The 20,538-nt window shown below is 72.7% G+C and carries 20 protein-coding genes; 8 read left to right on the top strand and 12 right to left on the bottom strand.

All coding sequences use genetic code 11. The features are described 5' to 3' along the window. The 5 genes from ACTIDRAF_RS0202015 to ACTIDRAF_RS26780 form a co-directional block, all read right to left on the bottom strand. A partial coding sequence (locus tag ACTIDRAF_RS0202015) for an NAD(P)/FAD-dependent oxidoreductase (protein ID WP_016697033.1) occupies positions 1-1,090 on the bottom strand: 1,090 nt, incomplete at its 3' end. After that, positions 1,087-1,287: a ferredoxin gene (locus tag ACTIDRAF_RS0202010; protein ID WP_016697032.1), complete on the bottom strand. Its 201-nt coding sequence runs from the start codon at positions 1,285-1,287 to the stop codon at positions 1,087-1,089. The genes ACTIDRAF_RS0202015 and ACTIDRAF_RS0202010, both read right to left, overlap by 4 nt. A gap of 40 nt (positions 1,288-1,327) precedes the next feature. Then, positions 1,328-1,981 (bottom strand): TetR/AcrR family transcriptional regulator, encoded by a 654-nt coding sequence (locus tag ACTIDRAF_RS0202005; RefSeq protein WP_016697031.1) that lies wholly within the window; start codon positions 1,979-1,981, stop codon positions 1,328-1,330. Beyond that, on the bottom strand, positions 1,975-3,189 hold the full coding sequence (locus ACTIDRAF_RS0202000) for a cytochrome P450 (RefSeq protein ID WP_016697030.1): 1,215 nt from the start codon (positions 3,187-3,189) through the stop codon (positions 1,975-1,977). Before ACTIDRAF_RS0202000 ends, ACTIDRAF_RS0202005 begins: the two co-directional genes overlap by 7 nt. Before the next feature lie 439 nt (positions 3,190-3,628). Next, complete coding sequence (locus ACTIDRAF_RS26780) at positions 3,629-4,318, bottom strand: TetR/AcrR family transcriptional regulator (RefSeq protein ID WP_016697029.1); 690 nt, start codon at positions 4,316-4,318, stop codon at positions 3,629-3,631. A 206-nt stretch (positions 4,319-4,524) separates the two neighbouring features. On the opposite strand from ACTIDRAF_RS26780, the gene ACTIDRAF_RS0201990 reads away from it, so the two are divergent. The 4 genes from ACTIDRAF_RS0201990 (at position 4,525) to ACTIDRAF_RS0201975 (ending at position 8,290) form a co-directional block, all read left to right on the top strand. After that, a complete protein-coding gene (locus ACTIDRAF_RS0201990; protein ID WP_016697028.1) occupies positions 4,525-5,997 on the top strand; it encodes an MFS transporter in 1,473 nt (490 codons plus the stop codon). Positions 5,998-6,211: 214 nt separating this feature from the next. Further along, positions 6,212-6,739, top strand: a complete 528-nt coding sequence (locus tag ACTIDRAF_RS0201985) for a winged helix-turn-helix domain-containing protein (RefSeq protein WP_016697027.1) — start codon at positions 6,212-6,214, stop codon at positions 6,737-6,739. Positions 6,740-6,815: 76 nt separating this feature from the next. Further along, positions 6,816-7,898 carry a serine hydrolase domain-containing protein gene (locus tag ACTIDRAF_RS26775; RefSeq protein WP_016697026.1) on the top strand — a complete coding sequence of 361 codons (1,083 nt, stop codon included), beginning with the start codon at positions 6,816-6,818 and terminating at the stop codon, positions 7,896-7,898. Next, complete coding sequence (locus ACTIDRAF_RS0201975; RefSeq protein ID WP_016697025.1) at positions 7,898-8,290, top strand: hypothetical protein; 393 nt, start codon at positions 7,898-7,900, stop codon at positions 8,288-8,290. The genes ACTIDRAF_RS26775 and ACTIDRAF_RS0201975 overlap by 1 nt, the downstream gene beginning before the upstream one ends. A 154-nt stretch (positions 8,291-8,444) precedes the next feature. On the opposite strand, the gene ACTIDRAF_RS0201970 is transcribed toward ACTIDRAF_RS0201975, so the two are convergent. Continuing rightward, positions 8,445-9,113: a response regulator transcription factor gene (locus ACTIDRAF_RS0201970; protein ID WP_016697024.1), complete on the bottom strand. Its 669-nt coding sequence runs from the start codon at positions 9,111-9,113 to the stop codon at positions 8,445-8,447. A gap of 622 nt (positions 9,114-9,735) precedes the next feature. Between ACTIDRAF_RS0201970 and ACTIDRAF_RS0201965 the strand changes: the two genes are divergently transcribed. Continuing rightward, positions 9,736-10,593, top strand: coding sequence for a DUF4097 family beta strand repeat-containing protein (locus ACTIDRAF_RS0201965; RefSeq protein WP_083886057.1), 858 nt, complete (start codon positions 9,736-9,738; stop codon positions 10,591-10,593). 149 nt (positions 10,594-10,742) lie between these two features. Here the strand turns inward: ACTIDRAF_RS0201965 and ACTIDRAF_RS26770 are convergent, their stop codons facing one another. The 5 genes from ACTIDRAF_RS26770 to ACTIDRAF_RS0201940 all read right to left on the bottom strand — a co-directional run bounded on the left by ACTIDRAF_RS26770 (position 10,743) and on the right by ACTIDRAF_RS0201940 (position 17,374). After that, positions 10,743-12,149, bottom strand: a complete 1,407-nt coding sequence (locus ACTIDRAF_RS26770; protein ID WP_016697022.1) for a sensor histidine kinase — start codon at positions 12,147-12,149, stop codon at positions 10,743-10,745. Then, positions 12,146-14,698, bottom strand: coding sequence for an FtsX-like permease family protein (locus ACTIDRAF_RS0201955; protein ID WP_016697021.1), 2,553 nt, complete (start codon positions 14,696-14,698; stop codon positions 12,146-12,148). The genes ACTIDRAF_RS26770 and ACTIDRAF_RS0201955 overlap by 4 nt, the downstream gene beginning before the upstream one ends. A gap of 1 nt (position 14,699) precedes the next feature. Continuing rightward, entirely contained in the window at positions 14,700-15,443 is a 744-nt protein-coding gene (locus ACTIDRAF_RS0201950) for an ABC transporter ATP-binding protein (protein ID WP_016697020.1), read from the bottom strand. Positions 15,444-15,656: 213 nt separating this feature from the next. After that, a complete protein-coding gene (locus ACTIDRAF_RS0201945) occupies positions 15,657-16,445 on the bottom strand; it encodes an ABC transporter permease (protein WP_016697019.1) in 789 nt (262 codons plus the stop codon). Continuing rightward, positions 16,442-17,374: an ABC transporter ATP-binding protein gene (locus ACTIDRAF_RS0201940; RefSeq protein ID WP_026065685.1), complete on the bottom strand. Its 933-nt coding sequence runs from the start codon at positions 17,372-17,374 to the stop codon at positions 16,442-16,444. Before ACTIDRAF_RS0201940 ends, ACTIDRAF_RS0201945 begins: the two co-directional genes overlap by 4 nt. Before the next feature lie 156 nt (positions 17,375-17,530). Here ACTIDRAF_RS0201940 and ACTIDRAF_RS0201935 point away from each other — a divergent pair, with 156 nt between their 5' ends. The 3 genes from ACTIDRAF_RS0201935 to ACTIDRAF_RS0201925 all read left to right on the top strand — a co-directional run bounded on the left by ACTIDRAF_RS0201935 (position 17,531) and on the right by ACTIDRAF_RS0201925 (position 20,330). Next, positions 17,531-18,652, top strand: a complete 1,122-nt coding sequence (locus tag ACTIDRAF_RS0201935; RefSeq protein ID WP_016697017.1) for a sensor histidine kinase — start codon at positions 17,531-17,533, stop codon at positions 18,650-18,652. Continuing rightward, positions 18,649-19,296 (top strand): response regulator, encoded by a 648-nt coding sequence (locus tag ACTIDRAF_RS0201930; protein WP_016697016.1) that lies wholly within the window; start codon positions 18,649-18,651, stop codon positions 19,294-19,296. Before ACTIDRAF_RS0201935 ends, ACTIDRAF_RS0201930 begins: the two co-directional genes overlap by 4 nt. A 197-nt stretch (positions 19,297-19,493) precedes the next feature. Continuing rightward, entirely contained in the window at positions 19,494-20,330 is an 837-nt protein-coding gene (locus ACTIDRAF_RS0201925; protein ID WP_016697015.1) for an aldo/keto reductase, read from the top strand. Between the two features lie 5 nt (positions 20,331-20,335). On the opposite strand, the gene ACTIDRAF_RS34335 is transcribed toward ACTIDRAF_RS0201925, so the two are convergent. Beyond that, positions 20,336-20,538, bottom strand: a 203-nt coding sequence (locus ACTIDRAF_RS34335) for a hypothetical protein (RefSeq protein ID WP_039785352.1), incomplete at its 5' end; no start/stop codon positions are given.

Below are 20,538 nucleotides of genomic sequence, written 5' to 3'. Positions count from 1 at the left end.
CGCCGCCCCGCCGGTAGGCCGCCACGAACCGGCGGGACTCCGGGTCGCCGTCCTCGACGCTCACCTCGGCATCCGGCGGCAGCAGCCCGTGGATCTGGAGCCTGGCGTCGAACTGGTCGGTCCAGAAGTAGGGCACCGGGGTGTAGGGGCGGTCGGCGCCCAGGATGTTCTCGGCGACGACCCCGGCCTGTTCGGTGGCGTTCGTGCGGTTCTCCAACCTCATGCCGACGCCCAGGCCCTCGTGGAACCAGTGGGCGACGTCGCCGACGGCGTAGATCCCGTCCGCCGCCCGGCACCGCGCGTCGCAGCGGACGCCGTTGTCCAGGTGAAGCCCGCTGCCCGCGAGCCAGTCGGTGTTGGGCACCGAACCGAGGGCCACCAGGACGACGTCAGCCGGGATCTCCTCGCCATCGGCGAGGTTCACCCCGGTGACGCGGCCCTCACGGGCCTCGAGCCCGGTCACGGCCTGACCAAGTCGGAGCCGCACCCCGTTGTCGGCGTGGGTCCGTCCGAGCAGGCCGGCTACCAGTGGGCCCAGCTGCGCCGCCAGCGGCGCCGGCTGGGGGCCGGTGAGGGTGACGTCGAGCCCCGCCGTGCGGGCGGTCGCGGCGACCTCCGCTCCCAGCACCCCGTCGCCCACCACGACCAACCTGGCCCCGGGCCGGAGGTCCGCGCGCAGGGCCAGGCAGTCGGCGAGCGTCCGCAACACGTGCACCCCGGCGAGACCGCCCTGTCCCGGCAAGGTCCTCGGTCGCACCCCCGTGGCCAACACCACGGCGTCCGCGCGGAGGACCCGGCCGGCGGCGGTGCGCACCACCCGGCCGGGCGGGTCGAGGGAGACCGCGGGGTCACCGAGGATCACCTGGGCCTCCAGCGCGTCGAGCGCCTCCTGCTGGCGCAGCCTCACCCGGTCTGGTGCCCAGGCCCCGGCGAGCACCTGTTTGGACAGCGGGGGCCGGTCGTAGGGCGGGTGGGCCTCCGCTCCGAGGAGGGTGACCCCGCCGGTGTACCCCCTGCGGCGCAGGGCCTCGACCGTCGCCAGGCCGGCGGCCGACGCCCCGACGACCAGCACCTCGGAGAGGCCGTTCACGGCGCGGCCCGCAGGGTGATCGCCGCGGCGGGGCAGACATCGGCCGCCTCGCGGACCGCCGCGTGCAGCTCGGCCGGCGGCTCGGCGTTGAGCAGGACGACCACGCCGTCCTCGTCACGCTGGTCGAACACGTCGGGGGCGGCCAGCACGCACGAACCGGCCCCGCAGCACTTGTCCTCGTCGACGGACACCTTCATGTTCCTCGCTCCTTCGTCGTGTGTGGTGGTGGTTGGTCTGTCAGCCGCCGGCCGAGGTGACGGGTGCCCGCCACAGCCCGACGATCGCGTCGACGAGCGCGGCGGCGGCGTCGTCCCAAGTGGCCTTCGGGGTCGGCCTGCCGTGGGCGAGGGCGGCCTCCCGTTCGGCGCAGACGTGGGACAGCAGGGTGCGGGCCATGACACCCCGTTCGAGGTGGACCGGCAGGGGAAGCGCGGGCAGGCACCGGTTGAACCCCTCGACGATGCGGCGCAGGGCTTCCGTGCCAAGCGCGTCCTCCAGGATGACCCGGCGCAGGGCCGGGTCGGTCATCACCTGGGCGCTGAAACGCGCGTACCAGGACGGCGTCCCCAGCCGGTCCAGGTGGTCGGTGAACGGCCACACCAGGCACGCCACCCAGTCGCGGGCGTCGTGGCTGCCCTCGATCTGGCTGAGCATCCGTTCCCGGGTTCCCTCGATGGGACGGGCGTGCCTGCGGATGATGGCGCGCACGAGCTCGGTCCGGCTCCCGAAGTGGTAGCCCACCGCGAAGTTGTTGCCCTGGCCGGCCGCCTCCCCCACCTGGCGGTTCGACACGGCGGAGGTTCCACGTTCGGCGAAGAGCCGCTCGGCGGTGGTCAGGATCCGCTCCCGGGTGTCCTCGGCGCGCCGGGTCATGTGCCCCGTGGTCACCATCGCACCGGGAGTTCCTGGAGCCCGCCCACCACCAGGCCGTCCACCCGCGCCAGGTCCTCGGGTGCGACGGCCAGTTCGAGCGAGGGCAGCCGGCGCAGCAGCACGGACAGCACGGCCTGGAGCTCGGTGCGGGCGAGCGACTGCCCCAGGCAGGAGTGGCTACCAGCCCCGAAGGCGAGGTGCGTGTTGGGGCTGCGGGTGAGGTCCATCTGGTCGGCGTCGGGGAAGACCCGCTCGTCGCGGTTGGCGGCGCTCAGGTTGCAGACCACGGTGGTGCCCCGGGGCACGCGGGTGCCCCCGACCTCGGCGTCCTCCGTGATGTACCGGGGGATGCCGAAGCCGCCGTTGGCGTCCATCCGCAGGGCCTCCTCCACGGCGGTTCGTACGAGGGACGGGTCGTCGAGCAGTGCCTCCCAGCGCCGCCGGTCGGCCAGGAGCATCCCCACCATCTTGCCGATCATGTTCGACGTCGTCTCGTGGCCGGCGACCAGGAGTCCCTGCGCGGTCGCCAGCAGCGCCTCGTCGGGCAGGACCTGCCCGTGGCTCTCGGAGGTCGCGATCAGCTCGCTGATCAGGTCCTCGCCCGGGTCCTGCCGGGTCGCGGCGATGTGGTCCGCCATGTAGGCGCGGAACTCGGCCTGCGCCGCGTCGATCTCGTCCTGGGTGTACCGGGTCAGGCTGAGCAGCGTGTTGGACCAGTAGGCGAAGCGGTCCCGGTCGGTCTCGGGCACGCCGAGCATGTCGCAGATGACCCAGACCGGTAACGGGAAGCCGAGCATCGACCTGAGGTCGGCGGGAGCGCCGTGCTCCACCATGGCGTCGACGAGCCGGTCGGCCATCGCCTCGATACCGGGGCGGAGCCGCGTCATGCGCTTGGCCGTGAACCACTTGCTGACCAGCCGCCGCCACTGCTGGTGCGTCTCCTCGGGCATGGCGCTGGCCAGCGCCCCGTTGAAGACGCCGCCGGACTCGTTCGCCGCGATGCGGGCGGCGTCCGGCGCGTTGAGGTGGCGGGTGAACCGGGGGTCGGAGAGCACCTGCCGGACGTCGTCGTAGCGGGTCAGCAGGGAGGCCGTGTCGCCGCTGGGCAACGTGACCGGGGCGACCGGGCACCTACCCCGGAGGTCGGCCCACTCCACCGGCGGTTCCAACGCGGTCGGGGCCGGCAGGGGGTAGTCCAGCTTCTGGTCGGCGTCGCCACGTGCCACAGCGTCCTCCTCGGTGTCGAAGTCCTCCGGCCCAGCTAAGCGGAAACATCCGCTTAAGTCAATCGACTGACTTAGTCAGCGGGACGGTGATCCTCATTACCCACGGTGACCTCATGGGCGCGCCAGGTCCAGTCCGCAGCGCCGAACGGATCCGCCTACGGCGACCAACGGACACCGCACGGCTCGGCCCGCCCGGGACCGTCCACTCCCACCACCACTGTCGGGCGCACCGGCGAACCACTGAGCAGCCGGAGGGGTGAAGGCGGGCAGGACCGCCGGACGACGTCCCGGTCACCGGACCCGAGGGGCTGAGAGCCACCCACCCCGCCCACGGTGGGGCTCCGCCGGAGTCAGGAACTCGCGGCGGAACGACGTCCCGTCGGACCGCCCGCCCGGGAACGGCCCGAGCCGGCGGAGAGCGCGGTGCCCGCGAGGGCGATCACAGGCCTGGCGGCCGCGACCGGGGACGCCCCCCGTCGTGGGGAGCCGTCCACAGCCCCACGATCGCGTCGACGAGCCCGGTGGCCGCGCCGTCCCACCCGGCGCGGGGGGTGAGTTCCCCTCCGGCCAGCGCTCGCTCACGTTCCGCGCAGACGTGGAGGATGAGGTGCCGGACCATGTCCGCGCGGTCCGCCCGCACGTCGGGCGGGACGTCGGGGAGGCAGGAGGAGAGCTGCTCGAGCACCTCGCGCAGCGAGGGCGAGGCCAGGGACTCCTCGGCCAGCACGGGGCGGAAGGTCGGATCGGTCATGACCTGCGCCGCGAACCGGGCGAACCAGGTGGGGCCGTCCAACGAGGACAGGTGGGAGGTGACCGGGCGCACCAGGCAGTCCACCCAGTCGCGCACCTCCCGCGAACCGCGCACCGCCGAGACGCAGGCCACTCGCAGCTCCTCGATGGCCTCGGTGTGCCGGCGGGCGATGGCTCGGACCAGGTCGGCCTTGGTGCCGAAGTGGTAACCGACCGCCGCGTTGTTGCCCTGCCCCGCCGCCGCGCTGATCTGGCGGTTGGACACCGCGTACAGACCCTCCTCGGCGAACAGGCGTTCGGCCGTGGTGAGGATCTGACGTCGCGTGACCTCGGCCTGCGCCGCCCTCGGCCGCCTGTCGACATCCGCCACCACGGTCACCACCCTACAGGCAGCTCACGGAGCGCCTGACCCCTCGATCTTCGAGCCCTCACCCCGTCGTCCACCACCGCTCCGGTGATCCGTTCCGCCATCCTGACCTCCCTGGTTCCTCCTGCGATGCCACAGTGAATCCGCCCGCCCTAGGCTAAGTCAAGCAACTGATTTAACATCGGTTGGCATTCCCCTCTCCCGACGGAGGCTCCGCCATGTCCACCGCGCCCGTCAGCACCGCCGACCCGACGGACCGCCCACCCGCGAACACCGTGGTGGCCGTGCTCGCCCTCTCGGGCATCGTCGTGTCGCTCATGCAGACGGTCGTGATCCCACTCGTTCCGCAGTTGCCCACCCTCCTGGGGGCACCCGCCGCCGACACGGCCTGGGCGATCACCGCCACCCTGCTCGCCGCCGCCGTCGCGACGCCCACCATGGGCCGTCTCGGCGACATGTACGGCAAGCGCCGGATGCTCCTGATCAGCCTGGCGCTCCTCGTCGGGGGATCCGTGGTCTGCGCGCTGAGCGACAGCCTCCCGCCGATGGTCGTGGGCCGCGTCCTCCAGGGACTGGCCTCCGGGGTGATCCCGTTGGGCATCAGCATCATGCGCGACGAACTGCCCGCCGAGCGGCTCGGCTCGGCCACCGCGCTGATGAGCGCCTCCCTCGGCGTGGGGGGCGCGCTGGGCCTTCCCGCCGCGGCCCTGCTCGCCGAACGGTTCGACTGGCACGTCCTGTTCTGGACGGCCGCCGGACTCGGCGCGTTCGCCCTGGTCCTGGTGGTGACCCTGGTCCCCGAGTCCTCGGTGCGCTCGGGCGGCCGCTTCGACCTCCTCGGCGCGCTGGGCCTGTCGGCGGCGTTGGTCTGCCTGCTCCTGGCGATCTCCAAGGGCGCGGACTGGGGCTGGGGCAGCGGCACCACCACCGGGCTGCTCGCCGCCGCCGTGGTCCTGCTGGTCGCCTGGGGCTGGTGGGAACTGCGGACTCCCGGCCCGTTGGTGGACCTGCGCACCAGCGCGCGTCCACCGGTGTTGATGACGAACCTGGCCTCGGTCGTGTTCGGCTTCTCGATGTTCGCGATGTCCCTGGTGCTGCCGCAGCTGCTGCAACTACCCCTCGGCACCGGTTACGGACTGGGCCGGTCGATGGTGGCGGTCGGCCTGGTCATGGCGCCCTCGGGACTGGTCATGATGGCCATGGCACCGGTGTCGGCCCGGATCTCCCGGGCCAGGGGGCCGAGGACGACGCTGATCGTCGGGGCGCTCGTCGTGGCCACCGGCTACGGCCTCAACCTGGTGCTGATGGCGGAGACCTGGCACCTCGTGCTGGTGTCGAGCGTCATCGGCGCCGGCGTCGGCCTGGCCTACGGCGCGATGCCCTCACTGGTGATGGCGGCGGTGCCGGTGACGGCCACGGCGGCCGCGAACAGCCTGAACACCTTGATGCGCTCGATCGGGACCTCGGTGTCCAGCGCGGTCGCGGGGGTGGCGCTGGCGCGGATGACGATCTCGTTCGGGTCGGACACCCTGCCCTCCCAGGACGCGTTCCGGTTGGTCATCGCGATCGGGGCGGGTGCGGCGCTCACCGCCGCCGCCCTCGCGGCCCTGATCCCCGGCCGCCAGGCCACCCCGGCCGCCAGTGCGGGAGCCGGGGTGTCCCGGACGGCTGCCGCCACCCCCGGTCGCTGAGCCACCCCTCCCCCGGCGCCACCCGCTCCCGTGGTCACACACCACGCGGAAGTTCGTACTCGTTGAACGACCCGCCGGCCGCCCCGTTCGGTCTGGCGGCCGGCGAGGACGCGACCCACCGGCGCGGGCAGGCGTCGTGCTGGTACCGCCATCATCGGGCCACCCCACCCCCGGCGCGGTTGGCAGAAGTACGTACTTACGTAATACTTGCACCATGACGGACGAACCCGAGTCGGTCGAGGCGCGCCTCGCGGCCCTGGAGGAAAGGCTGGCGGCCCTCGAAGCCGGCCGAGATCGAGACGCCATCCCGGACCCCGGGGAAGGGGACCTCGCCGAACGGTTCTGGGTGCTACGAGGGCTGCGCCAGCGGATGCCCGCCGAGTCCGGGGGCCTGGTCTACGCGGGCGTTCTCCGGGGCGCCACCACCCCGGTGGAGTGGCAGTACGGGCATTCCACCGAGGAGCTGTTGGCGTTGGAGAGCCCCGACGCCGAGTCCACGGCGGAGCGGCTGGCCGCGCTGGGCTCCCCCGTCCGACTGCGCCTGCTCCGCGAGGTGCTCAACGGCGTCACCAGCGCGGCCGAGCTGGCGTCGCTCGACTCGATGGGCACCAAGGGGCAGGTCTACCACCACGTCCGCATCCTGACCGCCGCCGGCTGGTTGCGGTCGGCCGGCCGCGGCGCCCTGGAGGTTCCGCCCACCAGGGTCATCCCGCTGCTCCTCGCCCTCGCCGCGGCCCGCTGACGCGGAGTTCCCGACCCGGCACCGCCCAAGCCCAGGCCCCCGCGAACCCGCGCGACGACACCAAGGGGAACGACCCATGCCCTCGCTACCGCTGTCCGCCCGCTCCTCGACCCTGGTCGCACTGGTCACCGCCGCCGCGCTGGGCATCGGCCTCCACACCAGACCCGGCCCCTCCCAGCTGCCCGAGGACACGCACGGCAGCCGCGAACTCACCGACCTCGTGCTGGAGATCGCCGGGGAGGACCACCGGGCCCTCGCCGCCGCCGTCGTCACACCACAGGGCCGCCGGACGACGGTCATCGGCACCGCCCACGACTCCCGCTTCGAGGCCGGCTCCATCACCAAGGGCATCACCGGCCTGCTGCTGGCCGACGCGATCGACCGGGGCGAGGTCACGGAGGACACCCGGGTGGGGACGCTGCTGGACCAGCTCGACGGCACCCCGGCCGGGGCGGCGACCCTCGCGGAACTGGCCACCCACACCTCCGGCCTGCCACCACAGATCCCCTCCCCCCACCAGTACCTGCTGAACCTGTGGGCGAGCTGGACCGGTGCGTTCCCCTACCCGTCGAGCACCGAGGACCGGCTCGCCGAGGTGGCCGGACTGGCGGGGGACTCCGAACCCGGCACCTACTCCAACGTGGCCTTCGAGGTCCTGGGAGCCGCGCTCGCCGAGGTCGCCGGCCAGGACTACCCGGGTCTCGCGCGGGAACGGGTCCTCGACCCGGTCGGCTTGGCCGACGCGCACGTCCCGACCAGCCCGGACGAACTGGACCGGCGGGACCTGCGCGGGGAGGACGCCGCCGGCCGGGCCGTCGCCCCCTGGGCGGGCGAGTCGATGGCACCCGCGGGCGGGTTGCGCATCCACGCCGACGACCTGGCCGTCCTGCTGTCGGCGTTGCTGGACGGGACCGCGCCGGGGATCGACGCCCTGGGGACCCGTGGCGAGTTCGGGTCCGACCGCATCGGCCTGGCGTGGATCACCACCGAGACCGAGGACGGACGGCAGGTGGTGTGGCACAACGGCCACACGTCCGGGTTCGCGGCCTTCCTCGCGGTCGACCGCGAGGCGGGAACCGGGGTGGCCCTGGTGTCGGCCACCGGGCAGTGGGTTGACGCCGCCAGCTGGGAACTGCTGGAGCGGGCGCGGGAACTCTGATGCGCGAACCTCTCCTGGGCACGATCCCCGCCCTGGTGGCGCTCGTGTTCGTCGGGGTGCTCCTCGCCAGGGCGTGGGGTCGCGGGAAGGCGGCGGCCAGGGACAGGTACGCGGTGGTGAGCGGAGCCGTGGATGCGGTGGTGATCTCCTCGGTGGCGCGGGTGCTCGTCGCGCCCCAGGGCATGGCGGCCTGGGGCTGGGCGATCGGCTGGGGCTGGGTGGCGACCTGCGGCGCGATCGGCGTCGGGGTGGCGGGCGCGTGCCTGCGGTGGCGGTCGCTGCCCTGGGACGCTCCCGCCAGGCCGGACCGCGCGCCCCGCCCCCGGCGACGCGCGGTGCTCAGTGCTGTCTACGTGGCGGCCGGCGCGGGGATCGTCGTGCTCGTCAGCTAGTCGCGGCCGTTCCGCCCCAGTGGCTGGAGCGCCCCGACCACCGGTCCGACTCGGTCGACCGCCCGCACCGGTCCTCGCCCCCACCGAGGGATGAGGAGGCGGTCCGGAGGCGGTGGAACGGCACCCCGGTACGCCCTCCGCAAGCGGACCGCCGTCAGGAGTCGCGGAGGTAGGTCAGCACCGCCAGGACCCGGCGGTGACCGTCGTCCGCGTTGAGCCCGAGCTTGTGGAAGATGTTGCCCACGTGCTTGGCGACGCCGGCTTCGCTGATGTGCAGCTGTCGCGAGATCATGGTGTTGGTACCGCCGCGCGCCATGAGTCCGAGCACCTCGAGTTCCCTGGCCGTCAGCGCGGCGAGCGACTGCTGCTTCCGGCGGTCGGACATCATCTGCCTGACCACCTCGGGGTCGATCACCATCCCGCCGCCCGCGACTCGGCTGATGGCCTCGGCGAACTCCCCGACCTCCCCGATCCGGTCCTTGAGCAGGTAGCCGAGGCTAGCGGCACTGGTCCTGGTGTTCCCGAACAGTTCGACGGTGTAGGCGGTGGCGACGTACTGGGACAGCACCAGGACGGCCAAGTCCGGGTTCTCACGGCGCAGGCTGACGGCGGCCCGCAGTCCCTCGTCGGAGTAGCCGGGAGGCATCCGCACGTCGGTGATGACGAGATCGGGCCGGTGCTCGTCGACCGCTGACACCAGACCCTCGACGTTCGCCACGGCGGCCACCACCTCATGTCCGAGGCGGGTCAACAGTCCGGTCAGCCCCTCCCTGATCAGGAGCGAGTCCTCCGCGAGGACGATTCGGACGGGACTACGGGACATCGGTGCTCCACCGTGGACGTTCGGGACGAGGCGTACGAGTGATCACGCACAGTATGCCCGTCAGGCGGGTTCACCCTTGTGCCGGATCCCGCGTCCAGGTGCGCCCGGTGCGGGTCGTCGAGGCGGCGGTATTCGGCAGGGGGCGGAGGGCGGCCCCTCTCACCTCCGGCTGAAGCCTGCCGCCGGGGATGCTCCTCGCCCCACGAGCGGGGCGGGCCCAGCGGAGGCGAACCCGGGTCACGGTTCCGCCGGGTCGTGCCCCCGGCGACCTGAGGCGCTGGTGCAACGCCCGTCGGGTGGTCGGACGCAGTTCCTCGTTCTCGTCACGACCCCGCCAGGCCCCGTGGCTGGACGAGCGGGCGCGTCCGAACGGCTTCCGCCGGCAGGGCCACCTGACCTGCTGGTAGTACGCGCGCAGCCGCTCCTTCCCGTCCTCGGCCGACCCGCTCGCGGAAGCGGGCCCCCGAGGGCGGTAGAGGACACGAGACGCCCCGACTACAGCAAGCTGTACTCGCGATTCGGGGTTCTCCCGGATTCCACCACGGCGGACGCGGCGATAGTTTGATCTTCTTCCCCTGGAACGAGAAAGGGGAAGGAAACCGCCCGAAGAAAGGGAAAGGTGATGAGCCGGAAAGCGCCTCCGCAGGTGCTGGCCGTCGCACTCGCGGCGGTGACCGCCGCCTCAACCGGCTGTTCGCTCACGTCGGACCAGGAGACGCTGATGTCCAGCCACGAATTCACGCTCAGCGGGAACCGCCTCGTCATCGCGGCGGAGGGCAGCACTGTCGAACTGCGGGAATCCGATGTGGACGCGGTCAGCTTCGACCAGTACCTCGCCGGCGACGCGGCCAGCGAAGGCAACGCGAGCTGGACCGTGGAGGGCGACAACCTCCTGGTCGAGACCACCTGTTCCGGGTTCACCCCTGGCTGTTCGGGCCGGTACGCGATCACGGTGCCCGTGGGCACCGCCGTCGAGCTGACGGGCCGGGGCCGCCGCGTCACCCTGATCGGCCTGAGCGGCCCGGTCACGGCCAGTCTCGACAACGGCACGATCGACGCCTCCGGTACTTCCGGTGACCTGGACCTCGCTGCCCGGTCCGGGCACATCAGGACGGACGACACCTCGGGTTCCCTCACCGCGAGCATCACCACCAACCACATGGAGATCCGGCGGGCCCGGGGACCGCTGGACCTGAGCAGCGAGTCCGGGAACCTCGTCGTGGAGGACATCAGGTCGTCGGAGGTCACGACCAACACCCGGAGCGGGGACGCGAGGCTGGTGTTCACCGAGGCGCCCAGGCGGGTCGAGGCCACGTCGGAGGGCAGCGGGAACGTGCACGTGACACTCCCCAGCGGGCAGGAGTCCTACCAGGTCGTCACCGAGGCCCAGCGGCTGCGGTCGGACGTGGAACACGACCCCGCGAGCGACCGGCTGATCTCGGTGACCGGCACCACCGTTCGGCTGGCCCGGGACGGGTGACCGCGCCAGGTCAGCCGACCCCCGGCGAGGGCCGACGACCTCCGCCGGGGGGGACGCATCGCGCGAAGCGGTGCCACGACGTCCCACGCTCACCCGGGACTCGGGCGTGACCTCGGGGAATCCGCTCGCGCCACCGGCGCGGACCGCGATCAGGGCGCGCCGGGGGGCACCTCGGCGTGGGCCGGCGGGCAGGGGATGGTGGCGGTGAGGGTGGTCGGCCCGCCGGCCGGGCTCGTGAGCTCCAGCCGACCGTCCACGACCGCGACCCGGTCCTGGAGCCCCACGAGCCCGGTGCCCAGGCGGGTACCGGAGGCACCTCCCACCCCGTCGTCGGTGACGGTGACGGTGAGCGTGTCCCGCTGCAGGCGGCCGGCCACCTCGGCCTGCTCGGCCCGGCTGTGCTTGACGACGTTGGTCAGAGCCTCCCGAACCACGAAGTAGGCGGTCGCCTCGATCGAGGGCGGCAGTCGACGCCCCAGGTCGACGTCGACGGTGACCGGGACCGGGCACCGCTGTGCGAGGTCCTCGACCGCAGCGCCGAGGCCCAGGTCGGTGAGCACCCGGGGGTGGATCCCCCGGACCAGTTCCCGCAGCTCGGTGAGCGCCGCCCTGGCCTGGTCGTGGGCCTCCTCGACGAGGCGAACGCCACGTTCGTCCCCGGTCCTGGCCATTTCCAGCCTGGCCATGCCCAGGCTCATCGTCAACGCGACCAGGCGTTCCTGCGCGCCGTCGTGGAGATCCCGCTCGATGCGTCGGCGTTCGGTCTCGAACGCGTCCGCCAGCCGCATCCGCGACGTGCGCAGCTCCCGGACCCTGGCCCCCAGTTCCTCCTCGGTGGGCGAGAGCAGCAGCCGGGTCAGGGCGGCCTGCCCGAGGGCGATCGACGCGGCGAGGTACAGCGACACCGGTGTCAGGACGAGGCCCAGCGCGGCCCAGCCCAGCGCGCCGGAGGCGGGGTCGTGGACGGCGAGGACGACGAGCAGGACGGTCAGGCCGACCCCGCCGGCCAGCAGGATGAGTCCCAGCGCGTTGACGACGGCCAGCGGGAAGGCGACGACGAGGGCGTAGGCGAGTTCCCGCCAGGTGGCTCGTTCCCGCAGGCGGCAGGTCAGCCACGGTCGAAGTCCCGACTCCGCTGGAGGGTGGTGCGCCATCCGCAGGGGCGGGGCGTGGGAGTCCTCCACCAGTCGGAGCCGGTACCGTTCCACCACCGCCAGCGGGATGCCCAGCAGCAGCCCCCCGACCAGCAGGGGCACGCCGACGGCGACGGGGGTGAGCAGCAGCCCGAAGAGCAGCGACACCGCCAGCAGCACCAGCAGGACGGGCCCGCAGGCCGCTCCGACGGCGAGGTAGGCCAGGGACCGCAGCGGCCACCAGGAGAACAGGAACCGCACCGGGTTGCCGGTCAGCGCCGCGCGGAGGCTGGCGGGGTGTCGGGAGGCGTGCCGTCCCGGTGTCGCCGCCGCCTGCGCGGTGCCCTGTTCGCCACGGGCACCGCCCGGGTCGCCCGGTGCGTCGTCGGTCGCCGCCGGTACCTGGGTGGGCCGCGGGGTCACGCCTTCCCCCCTGCCCGGCCGCGTCGCAGCAGCGCGACCGGCAGCAGGCTGGCCGGCAGCGCCACCAGCAGGCAGGCCACCACCACGATGCCCAGGTCGGCCCAGGGAACGGCGAGGTGCGCGGCGTCGACGGTCCTGGCCAGGGCGAGGTACACGCCGGTCCAGCTGACCGCGGCGGCGAGCACCCCCAGGAGCACTCCGGTGAGGACCACTCCGACGGCCTCCCAGCTCATCATCCGGACCAGCTGGGCGCGGGTGGCCCCCGAGTCGCGGAGCAGGGCGAGTTCCGGGATCCGTCCGCCCGCCGACATCAGCAAGGTGTTGGCGATGGCGATGCTGGTGTAGAGCACGGACATTCCGATGAGGACGAACGCGAACGCGCGGCTCTCCTGGGCGTTGTCCACCTCCCGTTCCCACAACCAGCGTCCGCCGGGCGTGGCGACGGCTCCGACGGGGGCGAGGGCGTCGTTCAGCTCGGTCAGCGGGTCGTCGTCGGCGGGAGGCTGGTCGAGGTTGAGGTACAGCTCGGCGGTCATCGGGTCGCGGGCGTGCTGGGTGACCAGTTCGGGGGTGACCAGGATCTCGGGGAGGTCGACGGAGTTCCGCAGAACGGCGGCGATCCGCAGTTCCCGCACCTGGCCGTCACCGAAGTACACCGGGACGACCTGCCCGTGGCGCCATCCGGTGTCGTCGACGACGGGTTGGGAGACGATGACGCTCTCCCCGTCGAGGGTCGCCGGGTCTCCCTCGGTGACGTCGAACCGGTAGGTGCGAGGCAGGGCCGAGGGGTCGACGCCGCCGATGGTGGTCGCCCGGGCGTAGGTGGCGGTCGGCACCCAGCCCCGGGTGCGGGCCACCGAGGCGAGCCCGACGACACCGGGTGCGGAACGGGCCACCTCGGCGGCGTCCGGGGGCAGGCCGGTCGCCGTGGTCGAGTGGACGATCACGTCGGCGGCGAGGTTGCGTTCGCTGTCCCGGGCTGTGGTGGCACTGGTGATGCTGGTGGCGCCGAAGACCGTTCCGGCCAGGGCGACGGTGACGATCACCGGCGCGGTGGTCGAGGCGGTGCGGCGCATCCCGGTGCGCAGGTTGCGCGAGGCCAGGAAGCCACTGGACCGGGTCAGCGACGCGAAGGGGGTCACGACGACCGCCGCGAGCGCGGGCACGAACAGCGGTGCCAGGCTGACCAGGGCCAGGACGAGGAACACCGCCAGCAGGAAGGAGAAGACCACCACTCCGTCGGCGGCGGCGGTGGGCGTCTTCGCCGCGATGAGCGCGCTCAGCGCCCCGAACACGCCGGCGATGATCCAGCGGCCCCGGGTCATTCGGCTGTCGTCGAGCTGGCCGAGCCTCGGGGGTTCGGCGGGTGACACGCCGCTCCCCCGTCGGGAGGCCCCGGCGACACCGGCCAGGGCGACGAGGAGCCCGAGGACGAACGTGAGGACCAGCGGACCGGGTGCCGTGGGTGCGCGGAAACCCGGGGGGGCCGCGCCGGCGTCGACCAGCAGCGCGGCGACCTGGCCGGCCGCCGCCGCTCCGAGGAACACCCCGGCGGCGGAGGCCAGCACGCCGAGGATCAGCGCCTCCCCGACGAGCATCACCCGGAGCTGCCGGGCGGTGGCTCCCAACGCGCGCAGCAGGGAGAGCTCCCCGGTCCGTTGGGACACCGCGAACCCGAAGGTCCCGGCCACCACGAAGGTGGACACGAACAGCGCGATGACGGCCATCATCGCCAACAGCGCGGTGATGTCCTGGGTGCCCTGCTGGTAGATCTCGTCCTGGGCGACGCCGCCCTTGGCTGGCCCGTGCAGCACCCGGAGTCCCTCGTCGGCGAACTCCTGGCGGATCGTCTCGGCGAGCCTGGCCGGGGCCTCCTCGGAGAACACCCCGAGGGCCACGGGACGCTGCCCGTCGGGGACGAGTGACGCGGCGGTGGCGTCGTCGAGGAAGACCGTGGCCTCCCCCGGGATCCCGGTGTCACCGGGTGGTTCGGCCAGGCCCACCACCTCGACGTCCCGGTAGCCGGTGGAGGCGGCGACCCTCAGCGTGGATCCGACCGTGATGCCGTCGCTCTCGGCCAGCGACCGACTCACCACGGCCTGCGCCGGCGCGGCCGGTTCCCCGCCCTCCACCACGGTGAAGGGTGTGAGGGCAGCGTTGGCCCAGGGCGCGCCGACCAGGTCCCGGAAGGGGGTGCCCGGGTCGTCGTCGGCGATCAGACCGAGCGTGAAGGAGTCGTCGGCGACGACGTCGGTGACGCCGGGAACCCCGCGGAGTCGTGCCGCCACCTCCGGGGGCACTCCTCGTTCCTCCCGCGCGGTGGGGTGCACGGTGCGGTCACCGACGGGGACGGGCACCTCCGGGTCGGCGCGGACGACCACGGCGGCGGCGTCGTAACGACCGACCCCGCCGAGCCCGGACCCGCTGGTGGCGGCGGAGAGCAGCTGCCCGGTGGAGGCCAGCAGCGCGACTCCCAGGCACAGTGCGACGAAGGACCCGACGAGCAGTCCCCGTCTGGCCCAGAGCGTGTGCAGCGCGACCCTCAGCATGTCACCCGCCCAACGTCGTCATCTGCTCGGCGACGGCGGCGGCCGAGGGGGCGACCAGTTCGCCGTGGACCTCCCCGTCGGAGAGGAAGACGACACGGTCCGCCCACGCGGCGGAGACGGGGTCGTGGGTGACCATGACCACCGTCTGCGAGTGCCGGTCGGCCGCGTTCCTCAGCAGCGCCATGACGTCCCGGCTGGAGTTGGTGTCCAGCGCTCCCGTCGGTTCGTCGGCGAAGAGCACGGACGGTTCGGACACCAGTGCCCTGGCCACCGCGACCCGCTGCTGTTGGCCCCCGGAGAGCTGGGCTGGTCGGGCGCTGGCCCGGTCGGCGAGGCCCACCTGTTCGAGGACGAGGCGCACGTCGGCCCGCGACGGGCGGCGGCCGGCCAGTCGCATCGGGAGTTCCACGTTCTGGCGGACGGTCAGCGCGGGGAGCAGGTTGTAGGACTGGAAGACGAAACCGACCCGGTCCCGCCGGAACCGGGTGATGTCGGGTTCCCCCAGTGCGCTGATCGTGGTGCTGCCGAGGACGACCTCGCCCTCGGTGGGGCTTTCCAGGCCGGCCAGGCACCGCAGCAGGGTGCTCTTGCCCGAACCGGACGGTCCCATCACGGCCGTGAAGGAGGCCCGGGGGAAGCTGACGGTGACGCCGCGGAGCGCGGGCACCCTGTTCTCGCCCTTCCCGTACACCTTCCGGAGTCGCGCCCCTCGTAGCGGGACATCCTCCGTGACCTCCGGCTCCATCTTGCCTCCTGCCTCGCGGCACGTCGTGCGCGAGAGCGAGTCAAGCAGTACGGGGCCGGTAACTCACTGGGGTACGCACTCCACTTGCCGGTAGAGAGAACCCGACCACGCCGCCCTGGTCTGGTGGACGGTCGTGGTCGGGTCCTCCTCCCCCGGGCACCCGGTCGGGTGCCGGCTCCGCTCAGCCGGCGGGAGCCGGCCCTGGTCCGCCGGTCACTGCCAGCGGAAGAACTTCGCGGCGACGAGGGAGCCGATCAGCGTGGCACCGAGCAGGCTGAGGATGTGGGTCGTTTCCACCGACTGCCCCGCCCAGGCGGCGCCGAGGGCCTCGGCCGCCGCGCCGAAGGGGAGGAACTCGCCGATCGTGGCCATCAGGTCGGGCAGCGCCTCCCGGGAGCCGAACATGCCGCCGGTGGCTCCCATCGCGAAGAAGAGCACGAGCCCGATGGCGACGGAGGAGTTGGCCGTGGGGGCCAGGGCGGCGACGAGCATGCCGACCGCGTACATCGCGAACATGGTCAGGGCGAAGACGCCGAGCGCGACCAGCGGGGAACGGGGCAGGTTGCCGCCGAAGGCCGCGAGGGCGAGCGTGAGTGCCAGGGCGATGCCGATGACGCTCTGGATGACGCTGACCACGGCCTGGGCGACCAGGATCATCATCGGCTTCATCGGCGTCACGGCCAGCCGCCGCAGCACCCCCGACCGGCGGTAGTACGACAGGAAGCTGGGCATGTTCACCACGCCGACGGTCGCGACGACCATCGTGATGACCAGCGGGAGGACGAACACCTCCATGACCGTCAGGCCGTCCGTTCCCGGCAGGACCTGGTTGTCCATGCTGATGCCGTGCATCACCAGGAGCAGCATGGGCAGTCCGATGGGGATGAGCAGGCCCGCGGTGTCCCGCATGACCATCTTCGACTCGGCCAGGACGAGTGCCATCCAGGCGCCGAACCCGGGCGGGCGCGCCGTGATCTCGGGCTGTGTCGTCGGGGTGGTCACCGGGAGTCCTCCGTGGTGGCGTCGTCGTTGAGGGCACGCCCCGTGAGGGCGAGGAAGGCGTCGTCGAGGTTCGGCCGTTCGAGACGCGTCTCGGTGGCGATGATGTTGCCGTGCACGAGGGCGCGGCTGACCGACTGCAACAGGTCGCCGTCACCTCGCACGGTGACCTGACCGCCCTCGACGCGGACCGAGGTGACCTCGGGAAGCCTGTCGAGGACCGCCTGGTCGAAGGGGCCGTTGACCTGGAACCGGACCCGCTGGCCGAGTCCGGCGCCGGAGACCAGGCCGGCCGGGGTGTCGAGGGCGATGATCCGACCGGCGTCGATGATGGCGATCCGGTCGCACAGCCGCTCGATCTCCTCCATGAGGTGGCTGACGAGCAGGACGGTCACCCCGTCGGACCGCAGGTCCTCCACCAGCGCCCAGATGTCCCGGCGGGCCTGCGGGTCGAGACCGGTCGTGAGCTCGTCGAGCAGGGCCACCCTCGGGTTGCCGACGAGGGCCAGGGCGACGGAGAGCCGCTGTTGTTGCCCCCCGGAGAGGTTCTCGAACCGGTGGTCGCGCCGCGACGTCAACCCGACGCGGTCGATGAGCTCGTCGGGGTCGGCGCCGTCGCCGTAGAAGGAGCGGTACAGCCGCACCAGTTCCCGCACGGTGAGCGCGTTGTGGAGGTCGCTGGACTGGAGCTGCACGCCCAGGACCTGGCGGACCCGGTCGCGGTCGCGGTGCGGGTCGAGCCCGAGGACGCGCACCGTTCCCGAGGTCGGCCGGAGCAGACCGGCCACGCACTCGACGGTCGTGCTCTTGCCGGCTCCGTTGCGCCCGAGGATGCCGAAGATCTCCCCCTGCCGCACGGACAGGCTGACGTCGTGCACCGCGACGGTGGATCCGTATCGTTTGTGCAGTTCGTTGACCTCTATCGCTTGCAAGAACGCTTCTCCTGTCGGCTGGTGGATTCCCTCGTCCGGGGGATACCGCTGACGCTATTGCGCGGGCGGGTTCCCCCGCGCGTGCCAGAGGTCATGACGACCACCCATGACTTGTGGCAGGGGCGGCGGCCTGGGCCGGGTTCCTACGATGGCCGGGTGAGACGGCTGGACCCCGACACCTGGTCGGCGATCTTCGGACTCGTGGTGTGCCTGACCGCGGGGATTCCCGTGCTGCTGACGCAGCTCAACGGGCAGGAGGTGACGGTCGGTCCCCTCTGGCTGTGGTGGCTCGTCTACCTCGGCTTCGTGACCTCGCTGGTCGCCTCCGCCATGCAGTCCGAGGAGGCGTCGCGGGGTTCCCGGTGGTCCCTCGCCGGTGCCGTGGTGCTCGGCTGCGCCCTCATGCTGTTGGCGCCGGGCGCCGGGTGGACGCAGATCGTGCTGGTGTACGTGGCCGCCATCAGCTGCTACATCGTGCCCTGGCGCGTGACGCTCGCGATCATCGTGCTCAACACGCTGGTGGTGCTCGTCGCCGCGTCCCAGGCCAGCCAGGAGATGCACAACGTCCTGTTCACGGCGATGCTCTACGCGTTCCTCCAGGTGGGGACCGCGCTGAGCGCCACCGCGCACCAACGGGACATCGAGTCGCGGGAACGCCTGGCGGTCGCCCACACCGAGCTGCGGGCGGCCAGCGCGATCCTCGCGGAGACGACCCGGGGCGACGAGCGCCTCCGGATCTCCCGGGAGCTGCACGACCTGATCGGCCACCAGCTGACGGTGCTCACCCTCGAACTGGAGGTCGCCGCGCACAAGAGCACCCCACCGGCCCTGGAGCACGTCGTCCGTGCCAGGAAGGTGGCGGGAGAACTGCTCGGCGACGTGCGCGCGACCGTCGGCGAGCTGCGCCGCCGCGCCCCGGACCTGCGGGACACCCTGGACCGGATCGTGCGGGACCTGCCCCAGCCGCTGGTGACGGTCCGGGTGGACGAGGACGTCCGGCTGGACGAGACGCGGGCGGCCGCGGTGGTGCGCTGCGCGCAGGAGATCATCACCAACACCATCCGCCACGCCGACGCGAAGGAGCTGTGGATCACGGTGAGCAGCGGGGAGAACGGCGAGGTGCGCCTGGTCGCGCAGGACGACGGGCGGGGGTCGGGGGACCTGGTGCTGGGCAACGGGCTGAGAGGGATGGTGGAGCGGGTGGAGGAACTCGGCGGACGGGCGCGGTTCCGGTCCGAGGCCGGATTCCGGGTGGAGGCGGAGGTACCGGCCGCATGATCCGGGTGTGCGTGGTGGACGACCAGACCCTGGTCCGGCAGGGCATTCGCGGTCTGCTGTCGCTGGCCGAGGACATCGAGGTCGTCGCGGAGGCCGACGACGGGATGGCGGCCCTGACCGTCATCGAGGAGACGACGCCCGACGTGGTGCTATTGGACCTGCGGATGCCCCGGCAGGACGGGATCTGGGCCTTGGAGGCCCTGCGGGAGTCGGGGATCAGCGTGCCGGTGCTGGTCCTGACCACCTTCGACGACGACGAGCTGGTGTTGCGGGCGCTGCGGGCGGGTGCCCGGGGGTACCTGCTCAAGGACGTGACCCTGGAGCAACTGGTGGGCGCGGTGCGCACCCTGGCCTCGGGGGGAACCCTGGTGCAGCCGGCGATCACCGACCGCCTGCTGCGGGCGGTCCGGTCCCGCGAGGTGCCGTTCGACTCGGAGGTGACGCGGGTCGAGGACCTCACCGAACGCGAGCTGGAGGTGCTGCGGCTGCTGGCCTCCGGATACGCGAACCGGGAGATCGCCGAGGCGCTGTTCCTGGCCGAGGGGACCGTGAAGAACCACGTCTCGTCGGTGCTGCTGAAACTGGGCACCCGGGACCGGACCCGCGCGGTGTTGCGGGCGCTGCACCTGGGCCTGCTGCGCTGAGGGTGGGCGGGTCGGCTCCGCTCCGCCCCGCGTATCCGGCCGGCCGGCGGGTAGCCGGGAGGAGGCCTACCCGCGCTGGAGGTGTCCGCGTACGCGCGCGGGGCGCGGCGGTGGGCACTTGAATCGGGCATGTCACCTGCCCAGCCGCTGGCACCGGCCGAGGTGTCGGCGGGACGGCGCGGAGGATCGGAGGCCGGATGGCACGGGAGCCGCACTCGCCGGACGGGCGGGAGACCGCGCCGTTGGGCCAGGGCACGTGGGGCATGGGCCAGCGGGACGCGGAACGCGCGGCCGAGGTCGCCGCGTTGCGACACGGTCTGGACCTGGGGTTGACCCTGATCGACACGGCCGAGATGTACGCCGACGGCGGCGCGGAGTCCGTGGTCGGGGAGGCGGTGGCGGGCCGCCGGGACGAGGTGTTCCTGGTCGACAAGGTGCTCCCCCACCACGCCGACCGCCGGGGAACGGTCCAGGCGTGCGAGCGGAGCCTGCGTCGGCTGGGCACCGACCACATCGATCTCTACCTGCTGCACTGGCGGGGGGCGACTCCCCTGGCGGAGACCGTGGACTCGTTCCTCCGCCTGCGGGACCGGGGTCTCATCGGGGCGTTCGGGGTCAGCAACCTCGATGTCTCCGACCTGGAGGAGTTGTGGCTCGTCGACGGCGGGCCGGAGTGCGCGGTGAACCAGGTCCTGTACAACCTGACGCGGCGGGGGATCGAGCTTGACCTCCTCCCCTGGTGTCGCGAACGGGGCCTCCCGGTGATGGCCTACTCCCCCATCGAGCAGGGCCGGCTGTTGGAGGACCCGGTGCTCACCGGGGTCGCCGGGCGGCACGGTGTCCTGCCGGCACAGGTGGCCCTGGCCTGGGTGCTGCGGGGCGGCGAGCTGCTGGCGGTGGCGAAGGCAGCCGCCTTGGAGCACGTGTCGGCGAACCGGGGTGCCCTGGACATCCGGTTGACCCGGCAGGACCTCGCCGAGCTCGACGCCAGGTTCCCGGCTCCCGACCGGCCGGTGCCGTTGGAGGTCCTCTGACGGGGTCACGATCCGCTCGCCGCGCGTTCCTCGCGCGGGCGGGTCGGAGCGCGCCCGTTCTGGGCCGTTCCCGCGTCGGCGGAGCGGGATTCGACCCGCTGGTCCGACAGGGAGGGTGGCAGGGCGGAGGCGCGGCCGGCGGTGCTGCCGCCCTGGCCGCTCGCCCAGTTCGGGGGCATCCCGGCGGGCGGAGCGGGGGTGGACCGTC

The sequence above is a fragment of the Actinoalloteichus spitiensis RMV-1378 genome, assembly GCF_000239155.1.
GTDB classification, from domain to species: Bacteria; Actinomycetota; Actinomycetes; order Mycobacteriales; family Pseudonocardiaceae; genus Actinoalloteichus_B; species Actinoalloteichus_B spitiensis.
The sequence above is the reverse complement of the archived record's forward strand: the minus strand, read 5'-3'. Positions and strand labels throughout refer to the sequence as shown.

Coding starts and splice junctions, on each gene's coding strand:
- ACTIDRAF_RS0202010 (WP_016697032.1), bottom strand. CDS start 1,287: ATGAAGGTGTCCGTCGACGAGGACAAGTGCTGCGGGGCCGGTTCGTGC.
- ACTIDRAF_RS0202005 (WP_016697031.1), bottom strand. CDS start 1,981: ATGGTGACCACGGGGCACATGACCCGGCGCGCCGAGGACACCCGGGAG.
- ACTIDRAF_RS0201990 (WP_016697028.1), top strand. CDS start 4,525: ATGTCCACCGCGCCCGTCAGCACCGCCGACCCGACGGACCGCCCACCC.
- ACTIDRAF_RS0201985 (WP_016697027.1), top strand. CDS start 6,212: ATGACGGACGAACCCGAGTCGGTCGAGGCGCGCCTCGCGGCCCTGGAG.
- ACTIDRAF_RS26775 (WP_016697026.1), top strand. CDS start 6,816: ATGCCCTCGCTACCGCTGTCCGCCCGCTCCTCGACCCTGGTCGCACTG.
- ACTIDRAF_RS0201975 (WP_016697025.1), top strand. CDS start 7,898: ATGCGCGAACCTCTCCTGGGCACGATCCCCGCCCTGGTGGCGCTCGTG.
- ACTIDRAF_RS0201970 (WP_016697024.1), bottom strand. CDS start 9,113: ATGTCCCGTAGTCCCGTCCGAATCGTCCTCGCGGAGGACTCGCTCCTG.
- ACTIDRAF_RS0201965 (WP_083886057.1), top strand. CDS start 9,736: ATGAGCCGGAAAGCGCCTCCGCAGGTGCTGGCCGTCGCACTCGCGGCG.
- ACTIDRAF_RS0201955 (WP_016697021.1), bottom strand. CDS start 14,698: ATGCTGAGGGTCGCGCTGCACACGCTCTGGGCCAGACGGGGACTGCTC.
- ACTIDRAF_RS0201950 (WP_016697020.1), bottom strand. CDS start 15,443: ATGGAGCCGGAGGTCACGGAGGATGTCCCGCTACGAGGGGCGCGACTC.
- ACTIDRAF_RS0201930 (WP_016697016.1), top strand. CDS start 18,649: ATGATCCGGGTGTGCGTGGTGGACGACCAGACCCTGGTCCGGCAGGGC.
- ACTIDRAF_RS0201925 (WP_016697015.1), top strand. CDS start 19,494: ATGGCACGGGAGCCGCACTCGCCGGACGGGCGGGAGACCGCGCCGTTG.